At 43.3% G+C, this 15,650-nt stretch carries 14 protein-coding genes and 1 pseudogene; 11 read left to right on the top strand and 4 right to left on the bottom strand.

The annotated features are described in order from the left end of the window. The first annotated feature begins 80 nt into the window (after positions 1–80). Complete coding sequence (gene dnaJ / locus G163CM_RS14465; protein WP_015965988.1) at positions 81–1,214, top strand: molecular chaperone DnaJ; 1,134 nt, start codon at positions 81–83, stop codon at positions 1,212–1,214. Positions 1,215–1,282: 68 nt separating this feature from the next. Here the strand turns inward: dnaJ and G163CM_RS14460 are convergent, their stop codons facing one another. Beyond that, on the bottom strand, positions 1,283–1,828 hold the full coding sequence (locus G163CM_RS14460; protein ID WP_231825427.1) for a glycoside hydrolase family 108 protein: 546 nt from the start codon (positions 1,826–1,828) through the stop codon (positions 1,283–1,285). A 3-nt stretch (positions 1,829–1,831) separates the two neighbouring features. After that, positions 1,832–2,317, bottom strand: a complete 486-nt coding sequence (locus G163CM_RS14455) for a winged helix-turn-helix domain-containing protein (RefSeq protein ID WP_231825426.1) — start codon at positions 2,315–2,317, stop codon at positions 1,832–1,834. 239 nt (positions 2,318–2,556) lie between these two features. Here G163CM_RS14455 and G163CM_RS14450 point away from each other — a divergent pair, with 239 nt between their 5' ends. After that, the gene (locus tag G163CM_RS14450) at positions 2,557–3,504 is read left to right on the top strand and encodes a LysR family transcriptional regulator (RefSeq protein WP_231825425.1); all 948 of its coding nucleotides are present in this window, start codon (positions 2,557–2,559) and stop codon (positions 3,502–3,504) included. A gap of 45 nt (positions 3,505–3,549) precedes the next feature. On the opposite strand, the gene G163CM_RS14445 is transcribed toward G163CM_RS14450, so the two are convergent. Beyond that, positions 3,550–3,876, bottom strand: a complete 327-nt coding sequence (locus G163CM_RS14445; protein WP_255689003.1) for a winged helix-turn-helix domain-containing protein — start codon at positions 3,874–3,876, stop codon at positions 3,550–3,552. 462 nt (positions 3,877–4,338) lie between these two features. Between G163CM_RS14445 and G163CM_RS14440 the strand changes: the two genes are divergently transcribed. From G163CM_RS14440 to nhaR, 7 genes are all read left to right on the top strand, one after another. Beyond that, positions 4,339–9,180 carry an RHS repeat domain-containing protein gene (locus tag G163CM_RS14440; RefSeq protein WP_231825423.1) on the top strand — a complete coding sequence of 1,614 codons (4,842 nt, stop codon included), beginning with the start codon at positions 4,339–4,341 and terminating at the stop codon, positions 9,178–9,180. A gap of 158 nt (positions 9,181–9,338) precedes the next feature. Then, a complete protein-coding gene (locus G163CM_RS14435) occupies positions 9,339–10,268 on the top strand; it encodes a hypothetical protein (RefSeq protein ID WP_231825422.1) in 930 nt (309 codons plus the stop codon). A 16-nt stretch (positions 10,269–10,284) separates the two neighbouring features. Further along, complete coding sequence (locus tag G163CM_RS14430; RefSeq protein ID WP_231825421.1) at positions 10,285–10,911, top strand: hypothetical protein; 627 nt, start codon at positions 10,285–10,287, stop codon at positions 10,909–10,911. Beyond that, the gene (locus G163CM_RS14425) at positions 10,895–11,254 is read left to right on the top strand and encodes a hypothetical protein (RefSeq protein ID WP_231825420.1); all 360 of its coding nucleotides are present in this window, start codon (positions 10,895–10,897) and stop codon (positions 11,252–11,254) included. The genes G163CM_RS14430 and G163CM_RS14425 overlap by 17 nt, the downstream gene beginning before the upstream one ends. Positions 11,255–11,390: 136 nt before the next feature. Beyond that, positions 11,391–11,747, top strand: coding sequence for a phage holin family protein (locus G163CM_RS14420; RefSeq protein WP_231825419.1), 357 nt, complete (start codon positions 11,391–11,393; stop codon positions 11,745–11,747). A 143-nt stretch (positions 11,748–11,890) separates the two neighbouring features. Beyond that, the gene (gene nhaA / locus G163CM_RS14415; RefSeq protein WP_231825418.1) at positions 11,891–13,060 is read left to right on the top strand and encodes a Na+/H+ antiporter NhaA; all 1,170 of its coding nucleotides are present in this window, start codon (positions 11,891–11,893) and stop codon (positions 13,058–13,060) included. A gap of 71 nt (positions 13,061–13,131) precedes the next feature. After that, on the top strand, positions 13,132–14,028 hold the full coding sequence (nhaR, locus tag G163CM_RS14410) for a transcriptional activator NhaR (RefSeq protein ID WP_015965986.1): 897 nt from the start codon (positions 13,132–13,134) through the stop codon (positions 14,026–14,028). Between the two features lie 64 nt (positions 14,029–14,092). Here the strand turns inward: nhaR and rpsT are convergent, their stop codons facing one another. Further along, a complete protein-coding gene (gene rpsT, locus G163CM_RS14405; RefSeq protein WP_041686324.1) occupies positions 14,093–14,356 on the bottom strand; it encodes a 30S ribosomal protein S20 in 264 nt (87 codons plus the stop codon). A gap of 106 nt (positions 14,357–14,462) precedes the next feature. Between rpsT and G163CM_RS14400 the strand changes: the two are divergent. Both G163CM_RS14400 and ribF read left to right on the top strand, forming a co-directional pair. Continuing rightward, positions 14,463–14,679 (top strand): annotated as a pseudogene (locus G163CM_RS14400) (DUF2575 domain-containing protein). Positions 14,680–14,686: 7 nt separating this feature from the next. After that, complete coding sequence (ribF, locus tag G163CM_RS14395) at positions 14,687–15,625, top strand: bifunctional riboflavin kinase/FAD synthetase (protein WP_015965984.1); 939 nt, start codon at positions 14,687–14,689, stop codon at positions 15,623–15,625. The last annotated feature ends 25 nt before the right edge of the window (positions 15,626–15,650 follow it).

The raw sequence follows: 15,650 nt of genomic DNA, 5'->3' as shown, positions 1-15,650 counted from the left end.
TTTGATTGGGTAATTACTGACACGGGCGAAGAGGGTTTCCTCTCCGCCCGTTCATGCATGTTAGGGGCAGATAAAAACCAATGGCAAAGCAAGACTATTACGAGATTTTAGGCGTTTCCAAAACTGCGGAAGAGCGTGAAATCAAAAAGGCGTACAAGCGCCTGGCCATGAAATATCACCCGGACCGCAACCAGGGTGATAAAGAGGCCGAAGCCAAATTTAAAGAAATTAAAGAGGCTTACGAAATCCTGACCGACGCGCAGAAGCGTGCGGCCTACGACCAGTACGGTCATGCTGCCTTTGAACAGGGTGGTATGGGCGGTGGCGGCGGCTTTGGCGGCGGCGCTGATTTCAGCGATATCTTTGGTGACGTATTTGGCGACATCTTCGGCGGCGGTCGTGGCCGTCAGCGTGCTTCACGCGGTGCCGACCTGCGCTACAACATGGAATTGACCCTTGAAGAAGCGGTCCGTGGTGTCACCAAAGAGATCCGTATTCCGACGCTGGAAGAGTGCGACGTCTGCCACGGCAGCGGTGCTAAAGCGGGTACCCAGCCGCAAACTTGCCCAACCTGTCATGGTGCAGGCCAGGTACAGATGCGTCAGGGCTTCTTCGCCGTACAGCAGACCTGTCCGCACTGTCAGGGCCGCGGTACGTTGATCAAAGATCCGTGCAACAAATGTCATGGTCATGGTCGCGTAGAGAAAACCAAAACCCTGTCGGTTAAAATCCCGGCGGGCGTGGATACCGGCGACCGTATTCGTCTTTCCGGCGAAGGTGAAGCTGGCGAGCACGGCGCACCGGCAGGCGATCTGTACGTTCAGGTGCAGGTAAAACAGCACGCTATCTTCGAGCGTGAAGGTAACAACCTGTATTGTGAAGTGCCGATTAACTTCGCTATGGCGGCGCTGGGCGGAGAAATCGAGGTGCCGACGCTGGACGGTCGCGTTAACCTGAAAGTGCCTGGTGAAACCCAAACCGGCAAACTGTTCCGTATGCGCGGGAAGGGTGTGAAATCCGTTCGCGGTGGTGCGCAGGGCGACCTGCTGTGCCGCGTCGTGGTGGAAACACCGGTTGGGCTGAACGACAAGCAGAAACAGTTGCTTAAAGAGCTCCAGGAAAGCTTTGGTGGCCCGACGGGTGAGAAAAACAGCCCGCGCTCTAAAAGCTTCTTCGATGGCGTGAAAAAGTTCTTTGACGATCTGACGCGCTAACAAGTATATTGTCTTTAAAACCAGCGATGAGATAAATATCATCGCTGGTTTTTTTTGCGTTCTACTGGTTAAGTATTCGGAAATAAAACTCTATTCTTAAGCCAGCCATAAATGAAGGTTTCGTTTTGACTTCGCAGTTCACAAATCTCCAGGTAATGGTTACCTTGAGAGCAGTTCAGGGCGAGGCGTAAAATTTTTTCACCTTCATCGCCTCTTATTGATAAATAAGCCTTTAGTGCATCTATCGTCCTTGGCCCAATACGACAATCGATATCCAGATTGCGGAAGTCCTTACCCTGGTGATTAAATACATTGAGCCAACGCTGTAGCCAACATATCGGTACTGAAGGTCCAAGGTTTACCGCAGAATCGCAGAGTTCGTAGGCAAGCACTGGTGACAATTTTGCAACTTCGTCAAAGTGAGGTTTCAGCCAATAGGCATTCTCTAAAATTGAATAAGCCTGTTGACGCGTTATTTTTTTGATATCAGCAAAACCGAAGTGTCTTGCAGTTGACTCAGTAATCCCCCAATTAGTTGGTCCACCCCGGTCTGCCGGATTATTTACATAACCACCTTCAGTGTCTAATATTTTGTCGAATATATCATTTTTCATATTTCACCGGCATAGACAGAAAATAATGAGTGAACATAAAATCAACAACGATCCAATCTGAAAAATAGTCATGGTTCGGTGGCTATATTTTTTACTGGAGTTGTGTACGTCTCCTGCAGGGGGCTCATCCAGGCTAATTGTAACGTCATTATTTAGCTTTAGACCAAGACGAGGTAAGGTAGTAAATAATTCCGGAACCCCCATACTACGCAGTTCCTTTCTGATAAGATAAAGTTGTTGCGTTAAGTTTGCCGGACTAATGTGCTCACTTCTTTTACCCCAAATGGCATAGGAAATTTTTTCTCTTTCAATAATCTGTTCATGTGCGTTTTGTAAAATATAGCCAAGCGCTTTAGACCTCAAATGAGATATCTTAACGAAATTATCGCTATTGGCATCTCTGATTTCATTATTGTCCTCGTCGAATATATAGTGTTTGTTGAGTAAATACCTAGTCATCATGTGTTCCATAAAAGTGAAAGCCTTCATGGATCATATCTGTGAGGTGATGGTTAATTAAACTAAAAAATACTAAAAAAATATATTTTTATATCTTGATGTGATTCTATATTTTTTTATGGAATGCGCTGAATAGATTGTTACTTATCGCCATTAATTTTTGTCATTTATGAATTATATGTTTATCATAAAATTTAATAATTTGTATAATTCTTGAGTGTTGTTAATCTTTGAAATCAAATTGATATTTATTGATATTGAGAAACACGATGATTAACAGTAGAGATAGAGCTTTTTTTGATTATAATTTGATCAAAGTATTTGACGCTGTGATTAAAGAGGGTGGGGTTACGCCTGCCGCACAAACACTCGGTGTTACTCCTGCTTCAGTATCCCAGTCAATCAGTAAAATGCAGTTATTATTTGATGAAGCACTTTTTACGCGAACACGCAAAGGATTAAATCCTACTATGCATGGTAAGGAACTGCATCGTTTATATAGCCAGGTTATAGCTGCTATAGAAGGTTCTTTAAAATCCAGCGAACTAATTGCAGAGAAAGATAACGACTTAGTGATTATGGGGGGCGATTTGTTTGAAAATTTTTACATTCCTCAAATAGCGAATGCGGATTTTTATAATCGTTACAAAATCAACCACTGCAATACAGACAGTCTGGATCAAATGATGTTGATAAAGCATCTTGTAAAAGGAAATGTTGATATATTATTTACATTTTTACCCGTAAAATGTGATGGTGTAGAATGTACTGTTATCGACAACTATTCAGAGTACGTATGTATATATGGAAAAGAAAGTTTATTAATGGAAGTGAAAAAATTATCCTTGCATACATTTTACTCGAGTATACATGCTATGTATTATCATGGCATGTTAACCACAAGTCTGGAAGAGAGTGTAGAGTTATTATCAAATAGTCTGGGATTGATGAATGCCAGAAAAGCCGGCTATCGAAGCAATTCGGTTGTTGGATTATTGAATGCCGTTGAGCAATCTGCAATGATCGCAGTTATCCCATCAAAAATAGCGCATTATTTTGTAAAGAAAAGACGATTTGATCTTTATATGATAGATCCCCCCGTAGAGTTGAAACTCAAAACTATAAATGTCTATGCTTTATATGTGACAAAAAGTAGTAAATTAGAAAGTATTAAAAATTTTCTAACTGAAATGAAAGTTAATTTCATAAATGTATAGTAATTTATGAAAATAAGGGATAACTAAATATCCCTTTTTCATGGATTATGGAGTGAAAAAAACGAATAAAGTTAGAATAAATTGGTAAATCATGTTGTATTTGCTACTGTTTTTTTTCTGTTGGTATTGTATCTGAATATCTGCATTTCTATTGATGCGAAAACCATGTCGAGGTATGGTTTCTAAAAAATCAGAGATACCGCATGTCTTAAGATCTTTTCTGACAAGATAGATTAACTGTGTTAAATTTGATGCGGTTACATATTGTCCTCTTTCTCCCCAAACGGCCAATGCAAGCTGCTCTTTGTCAATCGCCTCATGATGTGCATGTTGTAATAAGAACACCAGGCACTTCACGCGCATGCTTGTCATTTTTACAATCTCATGATTTATATTATTACATAACTCATTGGTTGCTGAGTTGAATAAGCAATGTTTATTAATTAAATATAATGTCATTTCGCTATTTAGTGATAAGGAATTTCCTAGATGATAGGCATAAAAAATATCGAAGACAATCAAAGAATAATCAGATTATCATTTTTATATGAGATCAGCCATGATGATCACAAAAATAATAATAATTAATCATGCCTTAACATGTAAATTAAGTGATGGTTAATTTAAAACTAGTGAAAATCGTTTAATACCCATATTTATATGGCTTATAAAATATGCCAAACAGACTAAGCCGGTATCAATAGCTATTGATATATCATATTGTATTTTGTGATAAGGTTGTTATCTATATTTATCATTTTTTATTATTGGTGTCATCTTATGTTGAGTATCCTTACTGGGTCAAAAAATATATTAACCACGTAAGGAACGATTATGACGCAAAATTTTTATTCACAGGCAAGTAACTTTACAGGCTCTCAGCAATCTGAAGTCGATATTCGCACTGGATTATATAAATCAAATTTTCCAATAGTCAGTATTGCCGCGAATCATGGCATCGGCCCGGTTCAGGACATTACCTTAAGCTATTTACCATTAGATTCCCTGAATCGTGGCTTTGGTCAGGGATGGAGTTTAGGACTGACATATTATGATAAATTAAACGGACTACTGGTCACTGCTAATGGCGATCAGTATAAGATCGTAGAAAATAGCTCATCGGTGCTTATTCAGGAAAATAAATTAGACAATATCAAGTTTCAGAAGTTTGCTGACCACTATAAATTAATTTATAAAACGGGTGTCGTTGAGATTCTGAGTTCACCTACAAGTGTGAATAATATCAAAGTACCCCAGACTATTTATTCTCCAGTGGGCCGCGCGCTTAATATTCAGTGGAACCTGGCCACTTCTTATCCTCAACTTCAGGCTATCAAAGATGAAGATAATACACTATTAAAAATTACTTATAGTGGTTTTACTGCTATCACTGTATGGCCAGGCAGTATTGAGGAAAAAAACATTAGAATTATTCAAACGAATAATCAATTAACTTCTTTCAGCATTTTAAAAGACACTGATAGCCCACAGTGGAATCTTCAGTATCAAACAATTGGTACAATTACTTTGCTTAAAGGAATGAGTACCCCGTCGGGAATGTCAGAAAGTGTCATTTATGTAGCGAACCAAATTCAATTTCCAGGGACAGCGAAACAAGCCTCTCTGCCTCGGGTCACCTCGCATACGCGCTCCCCAGGTGCTTTACAGCCGCCTATTACGCGGACTTATCAGTATTCAACGAATAATTTTCTGGGATATGGACTCACCGCGCCATGGTCTTCCGGGAGTGATTATTTATACAATATTGCAGTTGATTATAAATACTGGAGTGAAGAGAGAATGAGTAGCGCGGATGAACTCATTGTTACGCGCCGAGTTTTTGATAAATTCCACTTGCTACGAGAAGAAAAAATACTTCAAAGTAGTTCTCAGCAGCTGACTACTACAGATTATTATGCTATCGAAAATGCGACATATGATCAGCAACCTGGAAATTTTCTGTGTCAAAAAAACAAGGTCGTCACGTTTAGTGATATCGTTACTGGAGCTGCACGTAGCGAAATAACAACGTATGAGTATAGTACCGAAGGGAATATTTTGAGTCAGACGGAATCTGATGGTAAAAAAACGTCATGGGAATATTATCCTGCTACTGCCAGCGCCGAATGTCCGGCTGATCCTCATGGCTTCTGTCGTTATATCAAAAGAGAGATTATTACTCCTGCACCATCAGACTTCACTGCAGTAATCAAAGTAAAATATTATACCTATAGCAATATAGCTGTTGCTACTGGTGCTAAAGAGCACCTGGAAAGAGCTGTCGTAAAAAGCGCTGAACTCTCACTTGCCAATGATAACCTTCTCATGAGGGTTGTGCCTGAATACCTGGAGGATAACTCATCTCCGTATTATGGACGCGTTAACAAAAAGACTATTGAAAAAGCGGGTGAAGAAGGGGAGGAACTAAATTATGTTTCGGTAGAGGAAACAACCTGGCAAGAAGAAAACGATTTTGCTACCCGGGATGTCATCTTTTATCCATATGATTATAATTCTGATAACTCCACATCAACAAAGGTAACATACTATCCGTTGTCATTAAAGGAATTCATTGTCACGGATAGTGATGGTAATACTCTGGAATACCACTATGATGAGCAAGATCGAATTATACAAAGTATAAAAAATAAAAATACTGAATATGAAGCCAATGTTTACTATTCTTACCAAATGGAAGAATTAGAGGAGGGTGTTTTTGCACCAGTGATGGTTGTCACTGACGAAAAAGGGAATATTTCCAAGAATATATATGATGGTTTGGGTAATCTCATTCAGCAGCTGAAGCTTATAAATAATGTTTGGATGATTTTATTAACAAGACAATATGATGAATTTGGACGTGAGCATTATAATGAAAGACATGATCAGTATGATGATGTTACTGCTGTTGTCTCTCAGACTATGTCATATAATAACTGGGGGATCGTTAACTGCATTAGTTATAATGATGGTCATTATGAATATAATGAGTATAATCCTATTACCTTGCAAGCGATGCTTTGGCAGGAATCACCTGATGCTTTTACTGGTAAAGTCGTCACAACCTATAATGTAAATGGAGATGTTATTGCGCAAGCAAAAATTGATGAAAAGGGCGAATCTATTGGTCTGAAAAAACTCAAGTATGATGGATTGAGGCAGCTAAGAGAAATCCTCGATGAGAATAATTATTCACTATCATACGAGTATGATAGTTATGGCCGCGTCAAAAACACCATATTGGCTGATGGTACTATTATTCGGAAATTTTATGCGCCACATACAACGGAAAAACTAACAACACGAATTCTCGTCAATGGACAGCTAATAGGTGAGCAAAAATTTGATGGTCTGGGCCGTTTGAAAGAATCAAACGTTGCTAACCGCCTCGAACAGTATTTTTATGATTATGATAGTAAATATCCTTACCAAACTATCAGGCCAGATGGTGAGGTACTACAATATGAGTATATCCCTGAATTAGCCTATGTAGTTAAGAAGGTAAAAGATGGCAATGGGCTTATTCTCCAGGAGCTTAGCTACGACCCAGCGACCGGTGATGTATTGAGCGGACAAACTGTCGAAGGCGCTCGTTTTGTAAATACCTATAATTCAGATTCATCATTATCTAGCGAAACTATTACCGATAATGGCCGGACAGTATCAACCGGTTATACCTTCTCTCCTCAAGGGGTATTAACTAACTATGTTGGCGTTGCGAATGATGTTCGGCACCTTAAGTTTAATACACTTGGTCAGTGCTGGCATATGGATGATGGCGCCATTAGTACGGAAAATGAATTTGATACACTTGGGCGTGTTAGTAAAATCACGACAAAAGACAATAATACCAATGTGGAAAGTGTCGTTGATATTATCTATGATTATTTTGGACGAGAATGGATTCGAAATTTCAAATCAGGTAATGATAGTCGTTCAATTGAACAACTCTACTTTCCTGATGATAAGTTACAGACCCGTATTACGCGGCAGGGAGACAACGTTTTACTGACTGAAAACTATTCCTATACGAATCGCAATCAACTATATACTTATTCTGCTACCGGAAGTCTGCAGCCTACAGACAAATATGGTAACAGCATCCAGTCTCAGGTTTTTACATATGATGAATTAGGGAATATTCAATCCATCCAAACTATTTTTTCTGAAGGGGTTAATGACGCTGTTTATTATTATGACCAAACCGATCCGTGCCAGTTGAAACGTATATCTAATTCCCATAGCAGCTACCCCTTAGAGGTGATTTTGAAGTATGACCTCTCTGGGCGTTTGACAATTAATGAAGTTGGGCATCAGCTTGCTTACGACAATCTTGGTCGAATTAGTCATGTTCAGCAAGCGGGAAATACACTGGCAACCTATCGCTATGATGCTCTGGATCGGTTGATCCGGCAGGACACCGTATCTGATGGCAGCAAGAATATTTACTATCGTGGTGAAAGTGTTGTGGCTGAATATGATGAGGAGGCATCACAGGATATTGCATTCGTCAAAATAGCAGAAAATATGCTGGCAAATGTTAATCCAGAACAGACACAAATATTCCTGACAGACTTTAAAGGGACGCCGCTAAGCTTAATTGATTCACATACTCGTTCAATCACTGATGCTTCCTTCACTGCATTTGGCTCTCTATCTACAGATGTATTAACTGCCATGAGCCCTGCTTTTAATGGAAAACTACGGGATGCAGTTACAGGATACTATCATCTGGGAAACGGTTATCGCGCCTATAATCCTGAGTTGATGCGTTTTAATACCCCGGATTCCTGGTCTCCATTTGGTTTCGGAGGCATTAATCCCTATGCTTATTGCCAGAATGATCCTATTAATTTTGTGGATCCTACGGGGCATATGAGTTGGCAGGCGGGGGTAAGTATTGGGCTCAGTGTGCTGAGTCTGGTGTTGACCATTGTGACGGCAGGCGCGGCGATCATTGTGGCTGGAGGTGTCGCAGCAGCAGCGGCCTCTGCGGGAATTGCCACCATTGTGTTGGGTACAGTAGGTGTTATCGGTGATGTTGCATCGATAACTTCGACAGCGCTCGAGGAGACTAACCCAGAGCTATCAAATGCTTTTGGCTGGGTTTCTAAAGCTTGCTCAATTATCAGTTTTGGCAGCGTCATTCCTAAAGTTCCGGGATATATTAAGCAAGCGCCGGAAACGATCGTCGAGTTGTGGTCGAAGGCGCGCGGGCATACTGGGTCTTATGTTGTGAATAAGATACATGATACTCGTGGCCTTCTTATCAAAACGGCAGATCGCTATTTGGAAATTACGGATTCCACTGCGTTTAGTGTTGCTTATCACGTGGCAACTGGCGGTACACGATTGGGAGTGAAAGTCTATGATTTCGTCTCGCAAAAGAAAGAGGACTCAACGTCAGCCAAAAGTGGAAGCCAGCCATACGATAATAATAATGTACAGCCAGATTCCGGGGACCTCAAGTCATTGACTCGAATGAAACATTACTATTCCAGTAATGGTATGCAAACTGTGGAGGAAACTGAATCACGAGTTAAATATGTATCTCGTTCCAGTGATATGACTGATGCTTTATCACCGCTGGTAACCCAACTTAAGCAAACCGGCGTTCGTCTGGTGAATAAGAACAGCTTAGTACCATGGTTTTCAACTGTAAAAACTAACGCGTAATCAATATGGAAGCCGACAAAACCCTGTTGGCTTCCATGATCCCCATCTAAATTAAGAATATTTGTGGTTGTTTATATTGTTTTATCTTTATTGATTTATTGAATGGGTTAAAGCTGTTTATGATAGCTCACGCAAATTAATATATTTTTGAGGGAAATATGAGTAAGTTATTTGAGTATGTTTCTTATCTTAATGTAAGCTTAAGTTCAGGCAGCGATCGTGATTATCTTTATGCGAATGAACGCAATCAGGTTGCATTAATCATTGATTTTGTGGTTACTGATATTAATTATAATCAGATTATTTTAACAAAAGAACAGATTCTCCAGTGTGTTTTTGTGGGGGACTATCATACAGGAAAATTTTTCAGCCAAAACAATCTGTCGGATGGTTGGATCTATAGTGATGAACCAGGAGAGTTTATTACTGCTAGCATTCAACATCTTGAATGTAAAGAGGCGTTAACATCGGAGCAAAACAGCCAATTACAGCATCAAACTATTACTTATTACATGGGATGTAAAGAGTATGAAGTGTTCTCTCGAACCTTTTGTGCATTTTTGACTCCCGATAACTTCGATACCTATTTTACCACTGGGTTAGGCACTCAATTTGACTCTGGTGTAACCATCACACCGCGTCCACCCATCTCATATGATTACACCGATCTTGATTTTGAGCGTGTAGATGATAGTTCTGCTGATTACGGCAACCATCATGTTGATCAGGACGATTATTATGCGTCGATTCCCTCCATTGATATCAAAAAAACCGTATATTCTGTTTACACACAAGCTAATTATTATCTCATGGATATCGCTGAAAGCGAATATCGGCAGTATTGCTACAATGTTGGTCCTGAAGGAACGTATGATATCATTCTTGAAGATAAAACCAGGATCCCGCTTGTTTACAATAAGCGTGCCGGGAAGCTTAATTTGATTAGATTAAGCATCTCATCTGCAACAGCATCCTACCTGCGTGACGACAAATGCTATATCAGCATCTTTGATATTTATGGGAATAGGGGATATCTCCACTTCTACCCAACAGAAAATGGCAATCGTATTGAAATGGAAAATGCATAATTTAAAGGTTAATAAGATGTCAAAAAATTTCTCATATCTATCGTTCTTAAAGGTTTCTTTGCGTAGTAACATTCAAAACGGTCTTATCTATGCTAATGCGCGTAATGAAGTTGAAGTTGTCGTAAGTTTCATTGCGCTTGATGATAATGGGGCGCAAATTTTTCTGTCTGACTCTGAAATTAATTCATCTCTCTCGCTTTGCGACTATTATACACGCGAATCAATTGAGAGGGCCGGTTGGCATGTCGGTGCCGGAAATGGAGAGTTTATCTCAGATGGGATTCTCCTGGATCATTATTCGAGGTCAAGTGATACAGTGGACACCCTCAAACTCAAAAGTGCAGGGGGCCCCGGCTATCTTACCCCACAAAGTTTTTTGCTGCGGGTCTCAGTCGAACATAATGTTTATGCAACCAAATCCATTGCTGCCATGCTGTTCGATGGCGACAAAACTACTTACGATACGGCGAATAATGGAGGATATGACTCTTGCGTAGTATTAACTCCCGTTTCGGAGAAAACCTATACCACGAGTGATATGTTCTTTTGCAATAGTGCCAATATTGAAACCGTAGGTGGGGAAATTATTAACACGCATTGGGATATCAATAAGCATAGTTTTTTCTATGCTTATCAAAGATAAAAATTTATATATCAAAAAGGTTGTTTATCCCGATACTACTGATTTAGTACTTCGTACTCAGTATCAAGAAGATAGTGCCCACTATACCCGAATTTATGTTGACGGGCAGAATTCCGGCAAGGTGTTACAGGTAAAGGGGCCTGATGGAATCGTCTACACCTTCACAAAAAACGAAAGAGCCGGCCAGGTTTGCTTCACCCGCATTGATGGTTTTCATGCTGGCGTAGATGTTGATTTTTCAACAACTATTAGCGTAACGCTCTATGATCAATATGGGAATAAAGGTGTGTTTGATATCACGACAACTGATGACGCTTCTGCAGAGATAATTATTACTGACTAATTATTAGTTGCTGAGTTGATAGAGGGATAAAGAATCTTTATCCCCTTTTTAAACAATGTGCTGATGATGTGCATCAAGCATTCATACGATATCAATGTTTGCTTAGCATGCTGGAATATTGATACAGGAAACGTATATGACTATTAGTAATCATCTTGAAACGTCTAAGGTCGTTTTACTTGAAGTTGAAGTTTTTTTCACCCTTGTTGCAACAGGTGCGTGGGGGGGGCTGGTTAACTATATTATCAGGAAAAAGACCCGGACAGCGAAAAGCGCGGCTGAAGGGATTGCGAGTTGTTTAAAACAAATGGTGGTTTCCTGCTTTACCAGCTTTCTGCTGAGTGCGGTTGCTATTGAGAAAGGATGTAGTTTTAACTTTGTTTTGCTCTCTGCAGGATTAGGCGGTTTTTTTGCCGGCCCTATACTCAAATTGTTTGGCGGGCTGGTAAAACGTTTTTTTAAGGATTTCCCCTTTCAGGTAAATAGGCGCTAAGTAAGGAGGTATTAAAGCCATTTGAAGACTCCTTACAGATCGTAATTTTCGAGTTATAATCCAGATATAAACTGATTTTACCGATCTTTCTTTCACGATACCCTAGTTTAATCGATGAATAAGCAGTAAAAGAGAGAGTAAAAGTGAAACATTTACAGCGTTTCTTTCATAGTGATGCTTCTGGCGGGATTATCCTGATTATTGCGGCGAGCCTCGCCATGCTTCTGGCTAACATGGGCGCGACCAGCGGTCTCTACCATGCGTTCCTGGACACGCCGGTCCAGTTGAAAGTGGGCGCCCTTGAAATCAATAAAAACATGCTGCTGTGGATCAACGATGCGTTGATGGCGGTCTTCTTCCTGTTGATTGGCCTTGAGGTCAAGCGCGAGATGGTTGAAGGCGCGCTGGCGACCCGTCGTCAGGCGATTTTTCCGGTGGTGGCTGCCCTGGGCGGTATGGTGGTGCCAGCGCTGGTCTATCTGGCGTTCAACTTCCAGGATCCTGTTGCCAGCAGCGGTTGGGCGATCCCGGCGGCGACAGATATCGCTTTTGCCCTGGGTGTGCTGGCGCTGCTCGGCAGTCGCGTACCGGCGTCGTTAAAAATCTTCCTGATGGCGCTGGCGATTATCGATGACCTGGGCGCGATCGTTATTATTGCGCTGTTTTATACCCATGACCTGTCGCTGTTGTCCCTGGCGATTGCGGCGGCGGCCATTGCGGTGCTGGCTATCCTGAATGTCAGCGGTGTGCGTCGCACCGGGCTCTATATTCTGGTGGGGGTTATCCTGTGGACGGCAGTGCTGAAATCGGGCGTGCACGCCACGCTTGCCGGGGTGATTGTCGGCTTCTTTATTCCGCTGAAAACGGAAAACGGTAAATCACCGGCCAAACAGCTGGAGCATGTGCTGCATCCCTGGGTAGCGTTTATGATTCTGCCGCTGTTCGCCTTTGCCAATGCGGGCGTATCCTTGCAGGGCGTGACGCTGGAAGGGCTGACCTCACTACTGCCGCTGGGCATTATTGCCGGCCTGTTTATCGGTAAGCCGCTGGGGATTTCCCTGTTCTGCTGGCTGGCGCTGAAGCTTAAGCTGGCGCGTCTGCCGGAAGGGGCAAACTTCTCGCAGATCATGGCGGTTGGTTTGCTGTGCGGCATCGGCTTTACTATGTCTATCTTTATCGCCAGCCTCGCGTTTGGCGCGGTCGATCCAGAGCTGATCACCTGGGCCAAGCTGGGCATTCTGCTGGGCTCGCTGCTGTCGGCAGTAGTGGGATACAGTTTGCTGCGTATGCATCTCAAGCCTGAGCAGGCATAATTAGCGTGAATGATTTGCCGGATGGCTACGTTGCCATCCGGCGCGATAACATTTCAGGGAGGAAACCATAGATGTCGCACATTAACTACAACCATCTCTACTACTTCTGGCATGTCTATAAAGAGGGCTCGGTCGTCGGCGCGGCAGAGGCGCTGTATCTGACGCCGCAGACCATTACCGGGCAGATCAAAGCCCTTGAAGAGCGTTTGCAGGGCAAGCTCTTTAAACGCAAAGGCCGAGGCATTGAGCCCAGCGAACTGGGGGAACTGGTATTTCGCTACGCCGATAAGATGTTCACCCTGAGCCAGGAGATGCTCGATATCATCAACTACCGCAAAGAGTCGAATTTGCTGTTTGATGTGGGCGTGGCGGATGCGTTATCTAAACGGCTGGTGAGCGGCGTGCTGGACGCCGCCGTGGTGGAAGATGAACAAATCCATCTGCGCTGCTTTGAGTCCACGCACGAGATGCTGCTGGAGCAGCTCAGCCAGCATAAGCTGGATATGATTATCTCCGATTGTCCGATCGATTCCACCCAGCAGGAAGGGCTGTTTTCGGTGAAGATTGGCGAATGTGGCGTTAGTTTTTGGTGCATGAACCCGCCGCCGGAAAAAGCGTTTCCCGCCTGCCTGGAAGAGCGTCGTTTGCTAATACCGGGTCGCCGCTCGATGCTTGGGCGCAAGCTATTGAACTGGTTTAACACCCAGGGGCTGAAGGTCGAAATCCTCGGCGAGTTTGACGATGCGGCACTGATGAAAGCGTTCGGCTCGGCTCACAATGCGATTTTCGTGGCCCCCACGCTTTACGGGCACGATTTCTTTGCCGATGAAAACATTATCGAGATTGGCAGAATGGAGAGTGTTATGGAGGAGTACCACGCCATATTTGCTGAGAGAATGATTCAGCATCCGGCGGTGCAGCGGATTTGTAACCGGGATTATTCTGCGCTATTTGCGCTGCCGCAATAAAATACAGACGTAAAAAAACCCGCACGAGGCGGGTTTTTTCAACAAAGCGATAACAAGCAGGCGATTAAGCCAGTTTGTTGATCTGAGCGGTCAGGTTTGCTTTATGACGCGCAGCTTTGTTTTTGTGGATCAGACCTTTAGCAGCCTGACGGTCCACGATCGGTTGCATTTCGTTAAATGCTTTAACTGCAGCAGCTTTGTCGCCAGCTTCGATTGCTGCGTATACTTTCTTGATGAAAGTACGCATCATAGAGCGACGGCTTGCGTTGTGCTTGCGAGCCTTTTCAGACTGAACGGCGCGCTTCTTAGCTGATTTGATATTAGCCAAGGTCCAACTCCCAAATGTGTTCTATATGGACAATTCAAAGGCCGAGGAATATGCCCGTTTAGCCTTCTTTTGTCAATGGATTTGTGCAAATAAGCGCCGTTAATGTATCAACGCTTCATTACGTATTGATGGCGCAGGATTCTACCAGCTTGTGGTCGATGAATACAGCCTTTCCGGCATAAAATTCGCACGACCGGCACAGATTTTCTTGCCTTTTATCGTGATGCTGATGAAATCATTGTCTCTTTCCCTGTACAAGGTGCAATCGCCGGTTAACGTCGACTGCTGTACAAGGTATACTTTGGCGATTTTCACTCTTTTGAGCCAGACATGAAGCTGATACGCGGCATACAAAATCTCAGTCAGGCCCCGCACGGGTGTGTGCTGACCATTGGAAATTTCGACGGTGTGCATCGTGGCCACCAGGCGTTGCTACAGGGTCTGCGTGCCGAAGGGCGTGCGCGTAATCTGCCTGTCGTGGTAATGATTTTCGAACCGCAGCCGCTGGAGCTGTTTGCGGGCGATAAGTCCCCCGCGCGTCTGACGCGTCTGCGTGAAAAGCTACGCTATCTGGCCGAGAGCGGTGTCGATTATGTCGTCTGTCTGCGTTTTGATCGCCGCTTTGCCGCGCTGAGCGCGCAGGACTTTATCCGCACCCTGCTGGTGAAGCGTTTAGGCGTACAGTTTTTGGCTGTGGGTGATGATTTCCGCTTTGGCGCTGGTCGTCAGGGTGATTTCTTGTTATTACAGAAGGCGGGCGCTGAGTTTGGCTTTGATGTCACCAGTACACAAACCTTCTGCGAAGGTGGCGTGCGCATCAGCAGCACCGCCGTGCGCCAGGCGCTGGCGGATGACCAGCTCGAACTGGCTGAAAATTTACTGGGGCATCCTTTTACTATCTCCGGGCGCGTAGTGCACGGCGATGAATTGGGGCGCACCATCGGTTTCCCGACGGCGAATTTACCGCTGCGTCGTCAGGTCTCCCCGGTTAAAGGGGTTTATGCGGTAGAAGTGACGGGGCTTGGCGACAAATCTTATACAGGTGTCGCCAATATTGGTACCCGCCCAACGGTTGCGGGCGTGCGTCAGCAACTGGAAGTGCATCTGTTGGACGTTGTAATGGACCTCTACGGTCGCCATATAGACGTTATCCTGCGTAAAAAAATACGCAATGAGCAGCGATTTGCATCGCTGGATGAGCTTAAAGCGCAAATCGCGCGTGACGAATTAACGGCCCGCGAATTTTTTGGGCTTTCAAAACCGGCTTAATGCCTGAATACGTTTAAATACGGAA

The organism is Pseudocitrobacter corydidari (assembly GCF_021172065.1).
Lineage (GTDB): Bacteria > Pseudomonadota > Gammaproteobacteria > Enterobacterales > Enterobacteriaceae > Pseudocitrobacter > Pseudocitrobacter corydidari.
This window is presented reverse-complemented; position numbering and strand designations above follow the sequence as displayed.